14 protein-coding genes are annotated in these 14,659 nt (G+C 71.0%); 7 read left to right on the forward strand and 7 right to left on the reverse strand.

The annotated features are described in order from the left end of the window. Positions 1 to 108: 108 nt before the first annotated feature. Positions 109 to 1,536 (reverse strand): carotenoid oxygenase family protein, encoded by a 1,428-nt coding sequence (locus tag ABT324_RS32495; RefSeq protein WP_351185433.1) that lies wholly within the window; start codon positions 1,534 to 1,536, stop codon positions 109 to 111. 138 nt (positions 1,537 to 1,674) lie between these two features. On the opposite strand from ABT324_RS32495, the gene ABT324_RS32500 reads away from it, so the two are divergent. After that, complete coding sequence (locus ABT324_RS32500) at positions 1,675 to 2,433, forward strand: sulfite exporter TauE/SafE family protein (RefSeq protein ID WP_351185436.1); 759 nt, start codon at positions 1,675 to 1,677, stop codon at positions 2,431 to 2,433. 38 nt (positions 2,434 to 2,471) lie between these two features. On the opposite strand, the gene bcp is transcribed toward ABT324_RS32500, so the two are convergent. Both bcp and ABT324_RS32510 read right to left on the reverse strand, forming a co-directional pair. Next, complete coding sequence (bcp, locus tag ABT324_RS32505) at positions 2,472 to 2,945, reverse strand: thioredoxin-dependent thiol peroxidase (RefSeq protein WP_351185439.1); 474 nt, start codon at positions 2,943 to 2,945, stop codon at positions 2,472 to 2,474. A 52-nt stretch (positions 2,946 to 2,997) separates the two neighbouring features. After that, positions 2,998 to 3,162, reverse strand: coding sequence for a hypothetical protein (locus ABT324_RS32510; RefSeq protein ID WP_351185442.1), 165 nt, complete (start codon positions 3,160 to 3,162; stop codon positions 2,998 to 3,000). A gap of 172 nt (positions 3,163 to 3,334) precedes the next feature. Here ABT324_RS32510 and ABT324_RS32515 point away from each other — a divergent pair, with 172 nt between their 5' ends. The 3 genes from ABT324_RS32515 (at position 3,335) to ABT324_RS32525 (ending at position 6,615) form a co-directional block, all read left to right on the forward strand. Next, on the forward strand, positions 3,335 to 5,068 hold the full coding sequence (locus ABT324_RS32515; protein WP_351185445.1) for a pyruvate dehydrogenase: 1,734 nt from the start codon (positions 3,335 to 3,337) through the stop codon (positions 5,066 to 5,068). 500 nt (positions 5,069 to 5,568) lie between these two features. After that, a complete protein-coding gene (locus ABT324_RS32520) occupies positions 5,569 to 6,417 on the forward strand; it encodes a helix-turn-helix domain-containing protein (protein ID WP_351185448.1) in 849 nt (282 codons plus the stop codon). Between the two features lie 3 nt (positions 6,418 to 6,420). Further along, positions 6,421 to 6,615: a DUF397 domain-containing protein gene (locus ABT324_RS32525; protein WP_351185451.1), complete on the forward strand. Its 195-nt coding sequence runs from the start codon at positions 6,421 to 6,423 to the stop codon at positions 6,613 to 6,615. Between the two features lie 113 nt (positions 6,616 to 6,728). On the opposite strand, the gene ABT324_RS32530 is transcribed toward ABT324_RS32525, so the two are convergent. Genes ABT324_RS32530 through ABT324_RS32540 form a run of 3 tightly spaced genes read right to left on the reverse strand, consistent with a single transcriptional unit; the run spans position 6,729 to position 10,348 of the window. Further along, on the reverse strand, positions 6,729 to 8,234 hold the full coding sequence (locus ABT324_RS32530) for a PH domain-containing protein (protein WP_351185454.1): 1,506 nt from the start codon (positions 8,232 to 8,234) through the stop codon (positions 6,729 to 6,731). Then, positions 8,231 to 8,821, reverse strand: a complete 591-nt coding sequence (locus ABT324_RS32535; protein WP_351185457.1) for a PH domain-containing protein — start codon at positions 8,819 to 8,821, stop codon at positions 8,231 to 8,233. Before ABT324_RS32535 ends, ABT324_RS32530 begins: the two co-directional genes overlap by 4 nt. A gap of 9 nt (positions 8,822 to 8,830) precedes the next feature. After that, a complete protein-coding gene (locus ABT324_RS32540; RefSeq protein WP_351185460.1) occupies positions 8,831 to 10,348 on the reverse strand; it encodes an ArnT family glycosyltransferase in 1,518 nt (505 codons plus the stop codon). Between the two features lie 171 nt (positions 10,349 to 10,519). On the opposite strand from ABT324_RS32540, the gene ABT324_RS32545 reads away from it, so the two are divergent. The 3 genes from ABT324_RS32545 to ABT324_RS32555 all read left to right on the forward strand — a co-directional run bounded on the left by ABT324_RS32545 (position 10,520) and on the right by ABT324_RS32555 (position 13,826). Next, a complete protein-coding gene (locus tag ABT324_RS32545; RefSeq protein WP_351185463.1) occupies positions 10,520 to 11,806 on the forward strand; it encodes a sensor histidine kinase in 1,287 nt (428 codons plus the stop codon). Further along, positions 11,799 to 12,458: a response regulator gene (locus ABT324_RS32550; protein ID WP_351185466.1), complete on the forward strand. Its 660-nt coding sequence runs from the start codon at positions 11,799 to 11,801 to the stop codon at positions 12,456 to 12,458. Before ABT324_RS32545 ends, ABT324_RS32550 begins: the two co-directional genes overlap by 8 nt. 558 nt (positions 12,459 to 13,016) lie before the next feature. Further along, positions 13,017 to 13,826 (forward strand): S1 family peptidase, encoded by an 810-nt coding sequence (locus ABT324_RS32555; RefSeq protein ID WP_351185469.1) that lies wholly within the window; start codon positions 13,017 to 13,019, stop codon positions 13,824 to 13,826. A gap of 340 nt (positions 13,827 to 14,166) precedes the next feature. Here ABT324_RS32555 and ABT324_RS32560 read toward each other — a convergent pair. After that, on the reverse strand, positions 14,167 to 14,659 hold a 493-nt coding region (locus tag ABT324_RS32560; protein ID WP_351185472.1), incomplete at its 5' end, for a DUF5915 domain-containing protein.

The following is a 14,659-nucleotide window of genomic DNA, read 5'->3' on the forward strand; positions in this document are numbered from 1 at the left end:
GCTCCAGGAAGAGCTGCGTCGCGCGGTCGGAGATGCGCACGCGTTCCTGCAGGTCAGGGGTCGTGAGTGCGAAACAGGGTTGGAACACTGTTACGCACTCACGACCCCTCAGGCCCCGGTCGGGACCCAGTTGCCGTGGAAGCCGTTGGGGACGCGGTCCGGGAGCTGGACCTCCGCCGTCGTCTCCAGGGTTGCCGCGTCCAGCAGCAGGAGGTCGCTGCGCTGTTCGGCCGCGGTGTAGCGGAGGCCCATCAGGACCCCGTCGTCCTCGGCGGAGTCCGGGGTGCGGGGCTCGAAGACGAACTCGCCGACCTGGTTGTCCGCGCCGAAGCAGCGGGTTTCCGCCCGGCCGGACGCCAGGTCGTGCTTGAACAGCGTGCTCCCGCCGACCGAGTAGCCGTAGCGGTGCTTCTTGCCGACCAGTCGCTCGTCCACGCGCGGGAACTCCTGCTCGCGGTCGTCCAGGCGCTCCTCTCGGACCTGGCCGCGCTTGAAGTCCACCGTCCAGCGGTCCAGCGTCGGAGCACCCTCGGACGGGCCGCTCAGGTCGGAGTCGAAGACCTTCGCGTGCCGCACCACGTCCAACACCACTCCGTCCTCGGTGTCGTAGGCGTTGAGCGGGTGGAAGACGTAGCAGGCGCCCACGTCGAACCAGCGGACGTCGCGCGAGCCGCCGTTGCGCGGCATGACCCCGATCCGCGCCGGGTAGCGGGGGTTCCAGCGGTACGGGAAGGCCTGGTTCGCCGAGGTGAACCGGGTCATCCGGGCGCTTATCGGGTCCGGGACGCGGATCCGGCCGATCAGCGCGGACAGCACGAGCTGGGCCGGGCGGCGCAGCCAGCTCGGCGCGATGGTCGCGGTGGCCTGGTGCGGGTCGAAGGTGACCGGGAGGTCGTAGAACACCACGTGGTCCTCGGTCAGCGAGAAGTCGTGCATCATCGGGCTGCCGCTGACCTCGACGTCCACCGTGCGGCGGGCCCGGCCGTCCGCGCCGATGACCGAGTACTGGACGGTGTTGCCCCGGCCGAAGAAGTACGAGACCGCGTGCAGCTCACCGGTTTCCGGGTCGCGCTTGGGGTGCGCGGTGTAGCCGCCGGGCAGCGTGCCGTCGAAGTCGCACGGACCGACGGTGTCGAGCTCGTCGGTCAGCTCGTAGTTCGCCGCGCCGCCCTCGACCAGGGCGAGGGTGCGGCCCGCGTGCCCGATGACGTTGGTGTTCGCGCCGAGCACGTCCAGCCCCGCGCGCGGCTTGCGGGGGCGCGGTGGTTCGCCGAGCGCGCGGCTGACGTGCGGTGAGCGGACCCAGCGGTTGCGGTACCACTCGGCTCGGCCGTCGCGCAGGCGGATGCCGTGCACCATGCCGTCGCCCATGAACCAGTTGTAGGCGTCGGGGTCGATCTCGGCGCTCGGGTTGGGGCCGTTGCGCAGGTAGCGGCCGTCCAGGTGGTCCGGGATGTGACCGACCACCTCCAGGTCGGCGCAGGTGTGCTCCTGGCGGACCGGTGCGTAGTTGCCTTGCGTGAACGGGTTGCTCATGGAGCCCCCTCCAGTGTTCCGTAACGGCGTTATAGCACCATAACGGTGTTACCAAACGTGGTGCAATGCCCTGTTCCGATGTGATTGCGCTCGCCCTGGGGAGAACTCGGGTCGTTACAGAAGCTAACTTCGGTGGTCGTGTTCACCGAATGGTTCGAGCCGGTGCTGCTCGTCGTGGTCGGATTCCTCTCCGGCGCGATCAACGCGGTCGCCGGCGGCGGCTCCCTGCTGGTCTTCCCGGCGCTGCTGGCCACCGGGATGCCCCCGCTGGTCGCCAACGTGACCAACTCGGTGGCCCAGGGCCCCGGCTTCGTCGGCGCCGCGGTCGGTCAGCGCGAGGACCTCAAGGGCACCCCGCAACGGCTCTGGCTGACCTCGGCGGCCGCCATGGTCGGCTCCGCGCTGGGCTGCGTGCTGCTGATGGTCCTGCCCGGCAAGGTCTTCGACGCCGTGGTGCCCGCGCTGATCGGGCTGTCCGCCGTGCTGATGGCCTTCCAGAACACCATCCGCAGGTGGCTCGGCACCCCCGAGGAGGGCGCCCCGGACCGCACGGTGCTGCTGACCGCCGGGATCTTCTTCGCCTCGATCTACGGCGGCTACTTCGGCGGGGCGCGCAGCGTCATCCTGATCGCGATCCTGGTGCTGGCCGCGACCGACTCGATGCGGCGGTTGAACGCCCTCAAGAGCTGGCTCGGCATGATCGGCAGCGCGGTGACCCTGGTCGTGTACGCGCTGATCGCGCCGGTCGACTGGCTCGCGGTGCTGATGCTGGTGCCCACCACGGTGCTGGGCGGGTACGCGGGCGGCAAGGTCGCCCAGAAGCTGCCGGCGAACCTGCTGCGCTACCTGGTGGTGGTGATCGCCGCAGGCGTCGCGGTCTACATGGTGCTGGACTGACAGTGGAGGGGGCACCGGCCGGGTCGGTGCCCGCGAGGTCAGACGCCCAGGTCCTTGCGGAGGCGCTCGACGTGGCCGGTGGCCTTGACGTTGTACAGCGCCTTGGCGATCTTGCCCTCCGCGTCGACGACGAAGGTCGAGCGGATCACGCCCTGCACGGTCTTGCCGTAGTTCTGCTTCTCCCCGAAGGCGCCCCACGCCGCCAGGACCGACTTGTCCTCGTCGGCCAGCAGCGGGAAGGTCAGGCCCTCGGCGTCCCGGAAGGTGGCCAGCTTGGCGGGCTTGTCCGGGGAGATGCCGAGGACGTCGAAACCGGCGTCGTTGAGCACCGCCAGGCTGTCCCGGAAGTCGCAGGCCTCCTTGGTGCAGCCCGGGGTGCTCGCCGCCGGGTAGAAGTAGACCACCACGGACCGGCCGCGGTAGTCGCTCAGCGAGACGGTGTTGCCGTCGGCGTCCGGCAGCGAGAACTCAGGTGCCTTGTCGCCGACCTCGAGTCGGTTCTGTTCGGTCATGCACCCGACGCTAGCCGATGCCCCCGTCGCGGTCCCGCGAGGTGGAGCGACGTCACTGCCCGGGCAGCTCGGCGCCGGTGGCCGGGGAGAGCTGCGAGACCGGCACCGGCGGCGCCGGTGGCTGATCGCTCGCCACGATGAACCCGCCGACCAGTAGCCCGGCGACCGCCGAGGCGGTCAGTGCCAGCGCGCAAGTGGTGTAGAGGCGGACGGACACCGCGATTTCCCTTCCGGAGAGGTGGATTCGAGCACCGAGGAGATCGGGCGAGGCGGCTGGATCGTTACCGAACTCGGCCGGACGGGTGATCGGCGCCCGAGTTGCGGGGTCGGTGCGCCGGGCGTAGACGGGTGGGTGGCCCGTGCTGCCAACCCCTCCGGAGGACCCCGTCATGCCCACTGTCGCCGATCAGCTCGTCGAAGTCCTCGTGCAGGCCGGTGTCCGGCGCATCTACGGCATCGTCGGGGACAGCCTCAACCCCGTGGTGGACGCCGTGCGGCGCACCGAGGGGATCGAGTGGGTGCACATGCGCCACGAGGAGGCCGCCGCCTTCGCCGCCGGGGCCGAAGCCCAGATCACCGGGCGGCTCGCGGTCTGCGCGGGCAGCTGCGGCCCCGGCAACCTGCACCTGATCAACGGCCTGTTCGACGCGCACCGCAGCGGGGCGCCGGTGCTGGCGCTGGCCTCGCACATCCCGTCCGCGCAGATCGGCACCGGGTTCTTCCAGGAGACCCACCCGGAGGAGCTGTTCAACGAGTGCAGCCACTTCTGCGAGCTGCTCTCGCAGCCGGAGCAGATGCCGCGCCTGCTGCGCACCGCCATCCAGACCGCGTCCGGTCGCCGCGGCGCGGCCGTGCTGGTGCTGCCGGGTGACGTCGCGGAGAAACCGGTCGCCTCGGCCACCGGCACCGGGATCGTCGAGTGCGAGCCGCCCACGGTGGTGCCGCCGCAGGAGCAGGTGCTTGCGCTGGCGGACAAGCTGAACCAGGCCGAGCGGCCGATGTTCTTCTGCGGCGCCGGGACGCGCGGCGCGCACCAGGAGGTCATGGAGCTGGCCGCTCGGGTCAACGCACCGGTCGGGCACGCGCTGCGCGGCAAGGAGTGGATCCAGTACGACAACCCCTTCGACGTGGGCATGAGCGGGCTGCTCGGGTACGGCGCCTGCCACGACGCGATGCACCGCGCCGACCTGGTCGTGCTGCTGGGCACCGACTTCCCGTACGACAACTTCCTGCCGCAGGCCAACACCGTGCAGGTGGACATCGAACCGGCGCACCTCGGGCGCCGCACGGTGCTGGACCTGGCCGTGCACGGCGACGTGGCCGAGACCATCCGCGCGGTGCTGCCGCACGTCCGGCAGAAGGACGACCGCACGTACCTGGACCGGATGCTGCGCGAGCACGCCGGTCAGCTGGAGCGGGTGGTCGACGCCTACACGCGCAACGTCGAGTCCCAGGTGCCGATCCACCCCGAGTACGTGGCCGACGTGCTCGACGACCTCGCCGCCGACGACGCGGTGTTCACAGTGGACACCGGGATGTGCAACGTGTGGGCGGCCCGCTACATCACGCCGAACGGGCGGCGTCGGGTGCTGGGCTCCTTCGTGCACGGCTCGATGGCCAACGCGCTGCCGCAGGCCATCGGCGCGCAGATCGCCGAACCGGAGCGCCAGGTCATCTCGATGTCCGGTGACGGCGGCCTGGCCATGCTGCTCGGTGACCTGCTGAGCCTGCGCACCCACCGGTTGCCGGTGAAGCTCGTGGTGTTCAACAACTCCTCGCTGGGCATGGTGAAGCTGGAGATGCTGGTGGACGGGTTGCCCGACTTCGGCACCGACCACGAGCACGTCGACTTCGCCGCGATCGCCGCGGCGGCCGGGATCCACTCGACGCGGGTGGAGAAGCCGGGCGAGGTGCGCGAGGCGCTGGCCGATGCACTGCGCCGCCCGGGGCCCGCGCTGGTGGACGTGGTGACCGATCCGAACGCGCTGTCCATCCCGCCGCGGATCACCGGCGACCAGGTGAAGGGCTTCGCGCTGGCGGTGAGCCGGACGGTGCTGTCCGGCGGGGTGGGCAAGATGATCCAGCTGGCCAGGAGCAACCTGCGCAACGTGCCGCGGCCCTGAACGCGGCTGCGCCGTGCGGAATGCCGTTGCACCGCGCGGCTGATCGGGTGATTCGGGGCGGGATCGGATGCTTCGCGGGTCAGTGACGCGCGGTGCCCGGTCCCGCCCCGCGTCGTTGCGCCGTCCTGTCCCTGGTGTGAATTCTCGAATTTGAGAATTCACCAGGGATTCCGCCGCTTCCACCGCGGTTCGTTGAGCTGGGTGCTGCCGGTTCCCGGAGGCGAAAGCCGAGGTCGTGGTTCCGGCGTGCGCCGATCGCAAGTGTCCGCGCCGTCGTGGTCACCCATCGAATGGTTCCGCCCACCGGCGTCCCGGAACCCGTGCGGGTGTACTCCATCTTGGCGATGGCTACTCGATCGGGGGGATAAACGTAACCATCTTCGGCCAACATCCGATGTGTATCGCGGCCCACCAGATCATCTGGTTCGGGTCGCTGGGCCGGATGTCGTAAGGGTGATGGGGTCGTGACGCAGTGTGGACATCCGGGCAGGATGGAAAACATGACAGTCAGTCCCACGGTGCGTCGCCGCCGCCTTGCTGCCGAGCTGCGGCGACTGCGAGCGCGAGCGGAGGTCACCCAACAGCAAGCCGCCGGGCACCTCGGTTGCACGCAGGCCAAGATCGGGCGGTTCGAGACGGCGAAGCGCTCCCCGTCGGTCGGTGACGTTTCAGCGCTGCTGGACTTCTACGGGGTCGACGGGTGCGAGCGGGATCAGCTGATCAACCTCGCGCGCGACGCTCGCAAGCGGGGTTGGTGGCATTCCTACAGCGACGTCCTGCCCGAGTGGTACGAGACCTACGTGGGGTTGGAGGCGGAAGCCTCCTCAATCCACACCTACGAGGCCGAGGCCATCCCAGGATTACTCCAAACCCGTGAATACGCTTATGCCATCACGAAGGCGACCCTCATCCGGGCAGACGACTCGGAGATCAGCCGCCGGGTCGACCTGCGCATCCAGCGCCAGCAGCGGGTGGTGGGGGACAACCCGCTGGAGTTGTGGGCGGTGGTCGGCGAAGCCGCTCTGCGCAGGAAGGTCGGCGGGCCCGGTGTGCTGCGGCGGCAGCTGGAACACCTGCTGAAGCTCGTGCAGCTGCCGCACGTGACGTTGCAGGTGATGCCGCTGGACGCGGGAGCCCACCCGGCGCAGGCTGGGCCGTTCGTCATCCTGCGCTACTCCAACCACATCGACCCCGACGTGGTCTACCTGGAAACCCACGTGGGCGGGCTCTACCTCGAACGCGAGATAGAGCTGTCGAACTACGTCACGATGATGGACCACCTACGAGCGCATGCGGTAGATCCGGACGGTTCCGTTGAACTGATGCAACAACGCATAGGAGAGTTGTAGAAGATGGCGAACATCACCGACTGGCGCACCAGCACGCGGACCCAGGGGCAGGGTCAGTGCGTCGAAGTCGGATTCGGAGGCGACTGCGTCGGCGTGCGCGACACCAAGAACCGCTCCGCCGGCCAGATCACCGTCGCGGTGCAGCGCTGGCACGAGTTCGTCAGCAGCCTCAAGCACGGCTGCTTCGACGCCTCCTGACCCCGTGCCGTGAACCGTGAGTGCGCGACCGAGCCCAGCCCGGTTGCGCACTCACTGCTGTTCGCCCCTCTCCGCCGCGTGGCGGCGCCAGCGGTGCCGCCACGCGGACTGCTTCACCCCCGCTCCAGGAACGGTGTGAGTAGTTCCGGGAGGGCTTCGCGGGCCATTGCCAGGCCTTCCTCCTCGGCGACGTCGTGCACCTCGTAGATGCTGCTACCCGCTGCGGTCGTGGCGCCGACCGTCATCAGGCCCGACCGCCGCTGGAACAGGGTGCGGCTCATCTTCCAGCCGATCACGCCGTCGCGCTGCAGCACGGCCGTGCGCCGGATCCCGCTGCCGGAGCGGGCGACCAGGTACCGGCCGGTCAGCTGGTGGCCGAGGTTGCGGTAGGCGTCCACCGCGAAGCCCAGGAACGCCAGGACCGCGATGACGACCACGGCGACCGCCAAGGGCCCCGGCACCCAGCCGAACCACGCCGTCACCACGGCTGCGACCAGGACCGGTGCCGCCGCCATCAGCGCCCAGTTGATCCGCCGCCGCAGCGCGGCGCGCGGGTGGCGCCGCAGCGGGACCTCCGTCGGGGACTGCGGCTCGCGCAGCACCGCCGCCGAGGCCCGCTGCACCGCGGCGCGCGGGGCCGGTGGCATCAGCGTCTTGTTGTCCGGCTGGTGCTCCTCCTTCTTCTGCTTCAGGCCGGTGGCCACCGCGGCGAGCCGAGCGCCGCCGGACCAGCGCAGCAGCAGCGGTTCCACCAGCTCGACGCCGCGCAGCCGCCGCTCCTCCAGCGAGACCGACCTGGTGGTGAGCAGGCCGCGCCTGACCTGCAGGGTGTCCCCGCGGTCGCGGCTCAGCCGGAACCCCCACCACATCTCCAGCGACAGCGCGAAGGCGCCGACCACGCCGACCACCAGGGCGAGACCGGCGGCGAGCACGATGACCAGCCAGAGCGCCATGGACTGCACGGTCTCGCCGACGGCGCTGAAGACCCCGGTCTTCAGCAGCAGCTCGCGGAACGACCCGAAGGCCGAGGCGATCGCGCCCCAGACGATCAGGATCAGCCCCACCGACAGCGCGGAGTAGGCCAACCACGCCGGGTTGAGCCGGGCGAGGGTGGTGCTCCCCGCGGGCTCGGCCTCGACCTCCGAACCGGCCACAGTGGACGAACTGCCGAAGAGCAGCTCGTGGCGCAGCGATTCGGCGTGCGAGCGGAGGATCGCGTCGAGCTTCAGCTCGCTGCTGTCGCCGCCCCGGCCACCGGTGCCCACCTTGACCGTGGTGATGCCGAAGACGCGGTGGCTCGGACCGGCGGTGAGGTCCACGCTGCGGATGCGCTCGCGCGGGATCGACAGGTGGTTCCGGGTGAGCGCGCCCTTGCGCAGCTCGAAGCGCTCCGGGGTGATCCGGTACCAGGCGAACCACCAGTCCACCGCCACCAGCCCGGCGAGCGCCAGCGCACCGGCGAACCACAGCGACGCGGTGATCAGGAGCGCGCCGACCCCGGCCCCGGAGATCGTCATGATCCCGACGGTCGGCACCGCCGGCGCCAGCACCAGGAGTCCGACGGACGCGATGGTCCTGGGGTCCTGGCGGCGCCACTGCCCGTCGATCACGCTGCTCATGTCGCGTCTCCCGGGGTCGCCTGGGTGGTGGCGGTCAGCTGCTCGACGACCGACTGCGCGACCGCCCGGTCCAACCCGTCGATCGTCAGCGGCCCAGCCGCCGAGGCCGTGGTCACGGTGACGCTGGAGAGGTTGAACAGCTGCTGCAGCGGCCCGCGCACGGTGTCCACCGTCTGGATGCGCGACATCGGCGCGATCCGCCACTCCTGGCGCAGCCAGCCCGCCGCCGTGTAGACCGCGGCCTCGGTGATCTCCCAGCGGTGCACCCGGTAGCGCCACTGCGGCATCACCAGCACGTAGGGCACGCCGAGCACGGCGACCACCACCAGCGACAGCAGCAGCCAGAACCGCGCGGGCGGGATGAACAGCGCGGTCGCGGCCAACGCGATCAGCACCGGGACGACGAGGGCCAGGGCCTGCGTCGTCCACCACCCGATGGCGCGGCGCTCCACGCGGTTGCGCGGTGGCCGGAGCCTGATCCGGACGGTGTTCTCATCGGGCACGGTCGGCCCCTTCCTGCGGTCGGCTGGCTGCGACCGCCACTCTCGCAGGTCGGACGGGTCGTTCATGGTACGTCCGGTGGTCACCGCGGCCTCCTACAGCGACTGAACCTGCGGCCAGATCTCCGACCAGGTGCCGATCCTGCCGGTGGCCAGCCAGATCGGGGCCTCGCCGTTGCTCACCTGCTCGACGTCGGTGAAGTGCTGACGCAGCTCCGCCGGGCCCTGGGCGGACGCCTCCGCCGCGATGTCCTCGGCGCGCATTTCGGGTGGGTGCCCGATGTAGAGCACGGTGTCGACCTGCTCGCCGGGCGGGCCGAAGTAGCCGTAGCCCCGGTGCGGGCTGAAGACCTCCGGAAGGTCGTACCGCTCCCGGCCGACCTCGACCATGGACGCGGCGATGTAGCTGTCGCCCAGCACCGCGGTGCGCTCCCGCTGCTCCGGTGGCAGCGCGGCGAACGCGGCGGCGGTCTCGCGGGCGACCGCATCGGAGTCCGGCACCGCGAACGAGGTCAACTGGGTCGTGGCCAACATCATCTGACCGGCCATCGCGACCGAGGCGAGGTAGGGGAGCCAAGCCGTCCACCCCCAGCGGGACGGCTTGGCCTCCCGTCGGCGCTGCAGGGCCAGCAGCCCGGCGGCGATCACCACGCCGTGCATCCCGGCCAGGTAGTACGGGCGCCCGGCGGTGGCGACGATGAACACGTACAGCAGGATCGTGGCCACCGCGAGGAACCGGTACGGCCGCAGCTCGGCGGAGCGCAGCAGCTTCCACAGCCCGATCAGGAACAACGCCGCACCGGCACCCCCGGCGAACAGCACGAGCATGAGGGCGGTGCCGCTGCGCCCCTCGGACATCACCGGGGACTCCGCCGCCACGACCGCCCCCATCTGCAGCTGCGGCCAGCCGTGGCGGGCCTGCCACAGGATGGTGGGGGCCGCGATGACCAGCGCGATGCCGACACCGGCCCAGAACAGCGGGCGGCGCAGGATGTCGCGCGGACCCACCAGCAGCACCGCGACCAGCAGCGCCAGGCACAGCAGCGCGACCTGGACCTTGGTCTGCGCGGCGATGCCGAGGACCACGCCGAACACCAGCAGCAGCCGGTCGTCCGGGGTGCCCTGCCGGTGCAGCCGGACCCAGCGGACCAGCAACCAGCTCAGCACCAGCCACTGCAGCGGTTCGAAGGTGTACGGGGTGACCCAGTGCCCGACGAACCCGGACCACAGCCCGGTCGCGCCCGCCCCGGCGGCGAGCACCTGCGCCCGGCGGTCCCCGCCGAACTCGCGGGCCAGCACCGCGAACATCACGACCGCGGCGGCGGTCGCCAGCACCGCGGGCAGGCGCAGCACCACCACCGACCCCGGCGCGATCCAGTCCATCGCGGCCGCCAGCAGCGGCGCCACCGGCGGCTGGTCGACGTACCCCCAGTCCGGGTGGTACTTGCCCGCCGCGAGCATGTAGACCTCGTCGATCCAGAAGCCACCGAAGGCGCTCAGCACGAGGTGCGCGACGGCGACCAGCCCGGCGATGGTGAGCACCGGCCACTTGGCCAGCGGGCGCAGCCACGGCTGGGCCGGTGGCCGGGGCGGCGCGAGAACAGCGGAATCCATGATTTCCCCAGGTGGTTGATGCGGTTGCACCCATTGAAGTGCGGACCACCCCACCGGGGACACTGCGCTTGGTAGCGAACGGGGCCGCCGAAAGTCGGCGATCCGCGGCCCCGGGTGCAACTTTCGTCTAGACCCCCTCCGGCGGGGGTCTAGTTCACAACCGTCCTCCGCGTGTCGTTGTCTACCGTGTTCCGGGTGAAGCGCCCGCTGTGGCGGCTCCTGTGGAACGACAGGCGGGAGGCCGCATTCGACGTGGCCCTCGTGCTCGGTCTGATCCTGCTGGGCCGCGTCCTGACCGTCATGTACCCCACCGAAACGCCCCTGGAGGCCTACGACTGGGTCGGTGGGCTCTGGCCGAACGAAGTGATCGCGACGGTCATGGACGTGGCCCTGCTGGCGAGGCGGCGCTACCCGATCGTGCTCATGTCGATGGTCGCGGTGCTCTCGGTCGCGCAGGCGGCCCTGGTCGAGCTGGGTCCGGGGCCGCTGCTGCTGATCAACCAGCACGACGACCCGTGGGTCCCGGGTGTGACGCCGTGGGCCGTCTACGCCGCCGTCGTCTACACCACGGGCCGCAAGTGGAAGTTCTTCTCCTGGGACCTGATCAGCATCACCGCGCTGATCAGCGTCCGGCCGTGGGGTGACCCGTCGAGCGATGCCGTCGTCGCGGGCGTGCTGTGGACCATCTTCCCGGCGGTCCTCGGCCTCTACGTCAGCGCCCGCCGCCGACTGGTCCGCGCGCTGCGGGAGCGCGCCGAGCGCGCGGAGCGGGAGCAGGAGCTGCTGGCCGAGCAGGCCCGCGCCGACGAGCGGACCCGCCTGGCCACCGAGATGCACGACGTGGTCACGCACCGGGTGAGCCTCATGGTGCTGCAGGCCGGGGCGCTGGGCGTTGCGGCGCAGGACCCGGCGACCCGCCAGGCCGCCGAGGAGCTGCGGACCAGCGGGTGCCAGGCGTTGGAGGAGCTGCGGGACCTGGTCGGGGTGCTGCGGCGCGGATCGACCGAGCAGGACGTCCGGCCGGACGCCACCCCACCGGAGAACCTGCCCGACCTCAGCGAGCTGATCGGGCGGTCCGAGGCGGTCGGGGTGCCGGTCGAGTTCACTGTGGACGGCGACCCGGCGATGGTCTCCGCCGCGGTCGGGCGCACCGCCTACCGCGTGGTGCAGGAGGCGCTCACCAACGTGCACAAGCACGCGTTCGGCTCCCGGGTGAGCGTGCACCTGCTGCACAGCGACGACCGGCTGCGGCTGGTGGTCCGCAACACCGAGCCGCCGGACCGGGCCGCGCCGGACCTGGCGGACAGCGGGTCCGGGGCCGGGCTGCTCGGGCTGCAGCAGCGGGTCGAGCTGGTCGGCGGCACGTTCCGCGCCGGGCCAGCCGGTGACGGCGGGTTCGAGGTCGATGTGATACTGCCCGCGTACGTGCCTACTGGGGAGGCGGGCGGCGATGAGTGAGCCGATCCGGGTCGTGGTGGTCGACGACGAGCCGATGGTCTGCGCGCACCTGCGCACCATCCTCGGTTCCGCCGAGGACATCGAGGTCGTCGACGACGCGCAGGACGGCGCGGCGGCGGTCGAGGCCGTGGTGCGGCACCGGCCGCACGTGGTGCTGATGGACCTGCGGATGCCCGGGGTCGACGGGCTGACCGGCATCGAGCGCATCTGCAAGCTGCCCGACCCGCCCGCGGTGGTGGCGCTGACCACCTTCGACGCCGACAAGTACGTGCTGCGCGCGCTGCGCGCCGGGGCGGCCGGGTTCCTGGTCAAGTCGACCCCGCCGGGTGACCTCATCGGCCTGGTCCGGGTGGCCGCCGACGGGCACACCGTGCTGTCCCAGGAGGCGAAGAAGCGGCTGCTGGCGGCGTCGGCGGAGGAGCAGGGCGCGCGGAACCGGGCGGTCGAGCTGGTCCGGGACCTGACCGAGCGCGAGGTCGAGGTGCTGACCTGCCTGGGGCAGGGGCTGTCGAACGCGCAGATCGCCGAGCAGCTCTTCCTGTCCGAGGGCACGGTCAAGAGCTACGTGTCCCGGCTGCTGGTGAAGCTGTCCTGCTCGAACCGGTCGCAGGCCGGGCTGCTCGCCTACGACGCCGGGTTGGTGCCGCGGTGAGCTGGGCTCCGCGTGCCCGGCGGCGGGTTGGTCCGAGAGGTTGAACGATCAACCCGGGCAAGCTCCACCGATTGGCCCTGGAATATTCCACCGGTGATCAGATAGACCAGAGGTAGCACGTTCCGCACAGGGCGGTCGGGGCCTTGGAACGTGCCTGCCACCGGTTCGGGGATCGGTGGCACCACCGGTCGGAGGGGTCCGGCCGCGGTTGGGGTGTCCCCGGCGCAGTTCGGGGTGCGCCGGGGACGCTTCTCGCGCGCGCTTCACCCTGCCGGGTCACTACGGACTCCCCGATGTCCGCTTCGGACGGTCGCCGAACCCGCTCGCGGCGCGACCGCCAACGCGGGCCCGACTAGCGGATTCCTGCCGGATGTCCACCGCTGAACTGCGTGAACGTCCGTGCGGTACTGGGTAAAACGGCAAATTCCGGTGCTTTCCCGGTCGGTGTCGACGTGGATATTGTTCGACCGAGTTAGTCGCTGAGCGTAACCACCCGGTGGGAGGCAGGTCACCGGGACTGGTTGGCAGCGGCCGATTTCCGCACACGAGGAGAACACGATGGTCGATGCCCCACGTCGCCTGGCCCGGTTCGCCGGAGTCACCGCGATCGCCGTCGCCGCCCTTTCCGCCGCCTCCGTCGCGCAGGCCCAGCCCGCGCAGCCGGCGGACGTCAACCCCTACATCGTCGGCGGCGAGGACGCCGACATCGCGGACCACCCGTTCACCGTCGCGCTGGTCACCCCGAGCGGCCAGCAGTTCTGCGGCGGCTCGCTGGTGGCCCCGGACAAGGTGCTCACCGCCGCCCACTGCACCGACGGCTCGCAGCCGTCCGACATCAACGTGGTCAGCGGCCGCACCGTGATGAGCTCCCAGGACGGGACCGTCTCGAAGGTCACCGACGTCTGGGTGCACCCGCAGTACACCGACGCCACGCAGGGCTACGACGTCTCGGTGCTCACCCTGGAGGCCCCGGTCCAGGAAGCCCCGATCGAGCTGGCCGCCGCCGACGACCCCGGCTACGCGCCGGACTCGCAGGCGACCATCCTCGGCTGGGGCAACACCACCGAGGGCGGCCAGCAGGCCGACCACCTGCAGCAGGCCACCGTGCCGGTGACCTCCGACGACACCTGCTCCGGCGCGTACCAGGAGTACAGCCCGGACTCGATGGTGTGCGCCGGGGTCCCGGAGGGTGGCATCGACGCCTGCCAGGGCGACTCGGGTGGTCCGCTGGTGGTGGACAACAAGCTGATCGGCGTCACCTCGTGGGGTGAGGGCTGCGCCCGTCCGGGCAAGCCCGGCGTCTACGCCCGCGTCGGCGCCTACCACGACGAGATCCAGGAGCAGATCGGCTCGGCGAGCACTCGCTGACCGGACCCCTGCCGAAGGGCCGCGGGCTGCCTGCCCGCGGCCCTTCGCCGTCCAGGGGCCTCTCCCCTTCGCACGGTCCCTTCCTCGCCCGGGTGGGTGGTGGGGTCCGCAGTTTCAATTGAAACCTCGAACATGAGTGGGGAACCGGCGCAGTTTCAATTGAAACTGCGGACCTCCGGCGTGTCGTGCGCCCGGCACGCCGGGGGTGTGTCGGGCGTTGTGCGATGGCGCTGAGAGCACCTCTTTGGGGACAGATGTCCGATTCCCGCTGGAGTCGCGTTGGTCCGGCCGGATGCCGGGCTCCGGGCTCCGGACGTCGGACGTCGGGCGCCGGTGGAGGTCAGGGGGTTCGGGGTTGGGGGTGGAGCCAGATCGTCAGGTTGAGGTCGGGGTCGGTGTGCTCGGTGGGGCCCGGGTGCTCGGTGGGGTTCGGCGCGGGGGTGGGGGATTCGGCGAGGTCGACCGCCAGGACGGCGGTGGCGATGTCCGCGGCGCTGGTCAGGAGCGCTTCGCGGAGTTCGCCGTCGGCGCGCCAGCGGACCGTGATTCGGTCGGTGATGTCGAGGCCGTCCTGCTTGCGGCAGTCCTGGATGAAGCGGACCACCTCGCGGGCCAGGCCGGCCCGTTCGAGCTCGGAGGTGATCGTGGTGTCCAGGGCGATGGTGACGTCGCGCTGCGACTCCACCACCCAGCCAGTCCGCGGCACCTCGCTGAGGAGCACGTCGTCGGTGCTCAGCGGTTCGACCTGCCCGTCGACCTCGATGGTGGCGGTGCCGGAGCGCAGGTCGCGGGCCAGGTCGGCGGGGTTCGCGGCGGAGACCGCGGCCGCCGCG

It is taken from the genome of Saccharopolyspora sp. NPDC000359, from assembly GCF_040300525.1.
GTDB lineage: Bacteria > Actinomycetota > Actinomycetes > Mycobacteriales > Pseudonocardiaceae > Saccharopolyspora.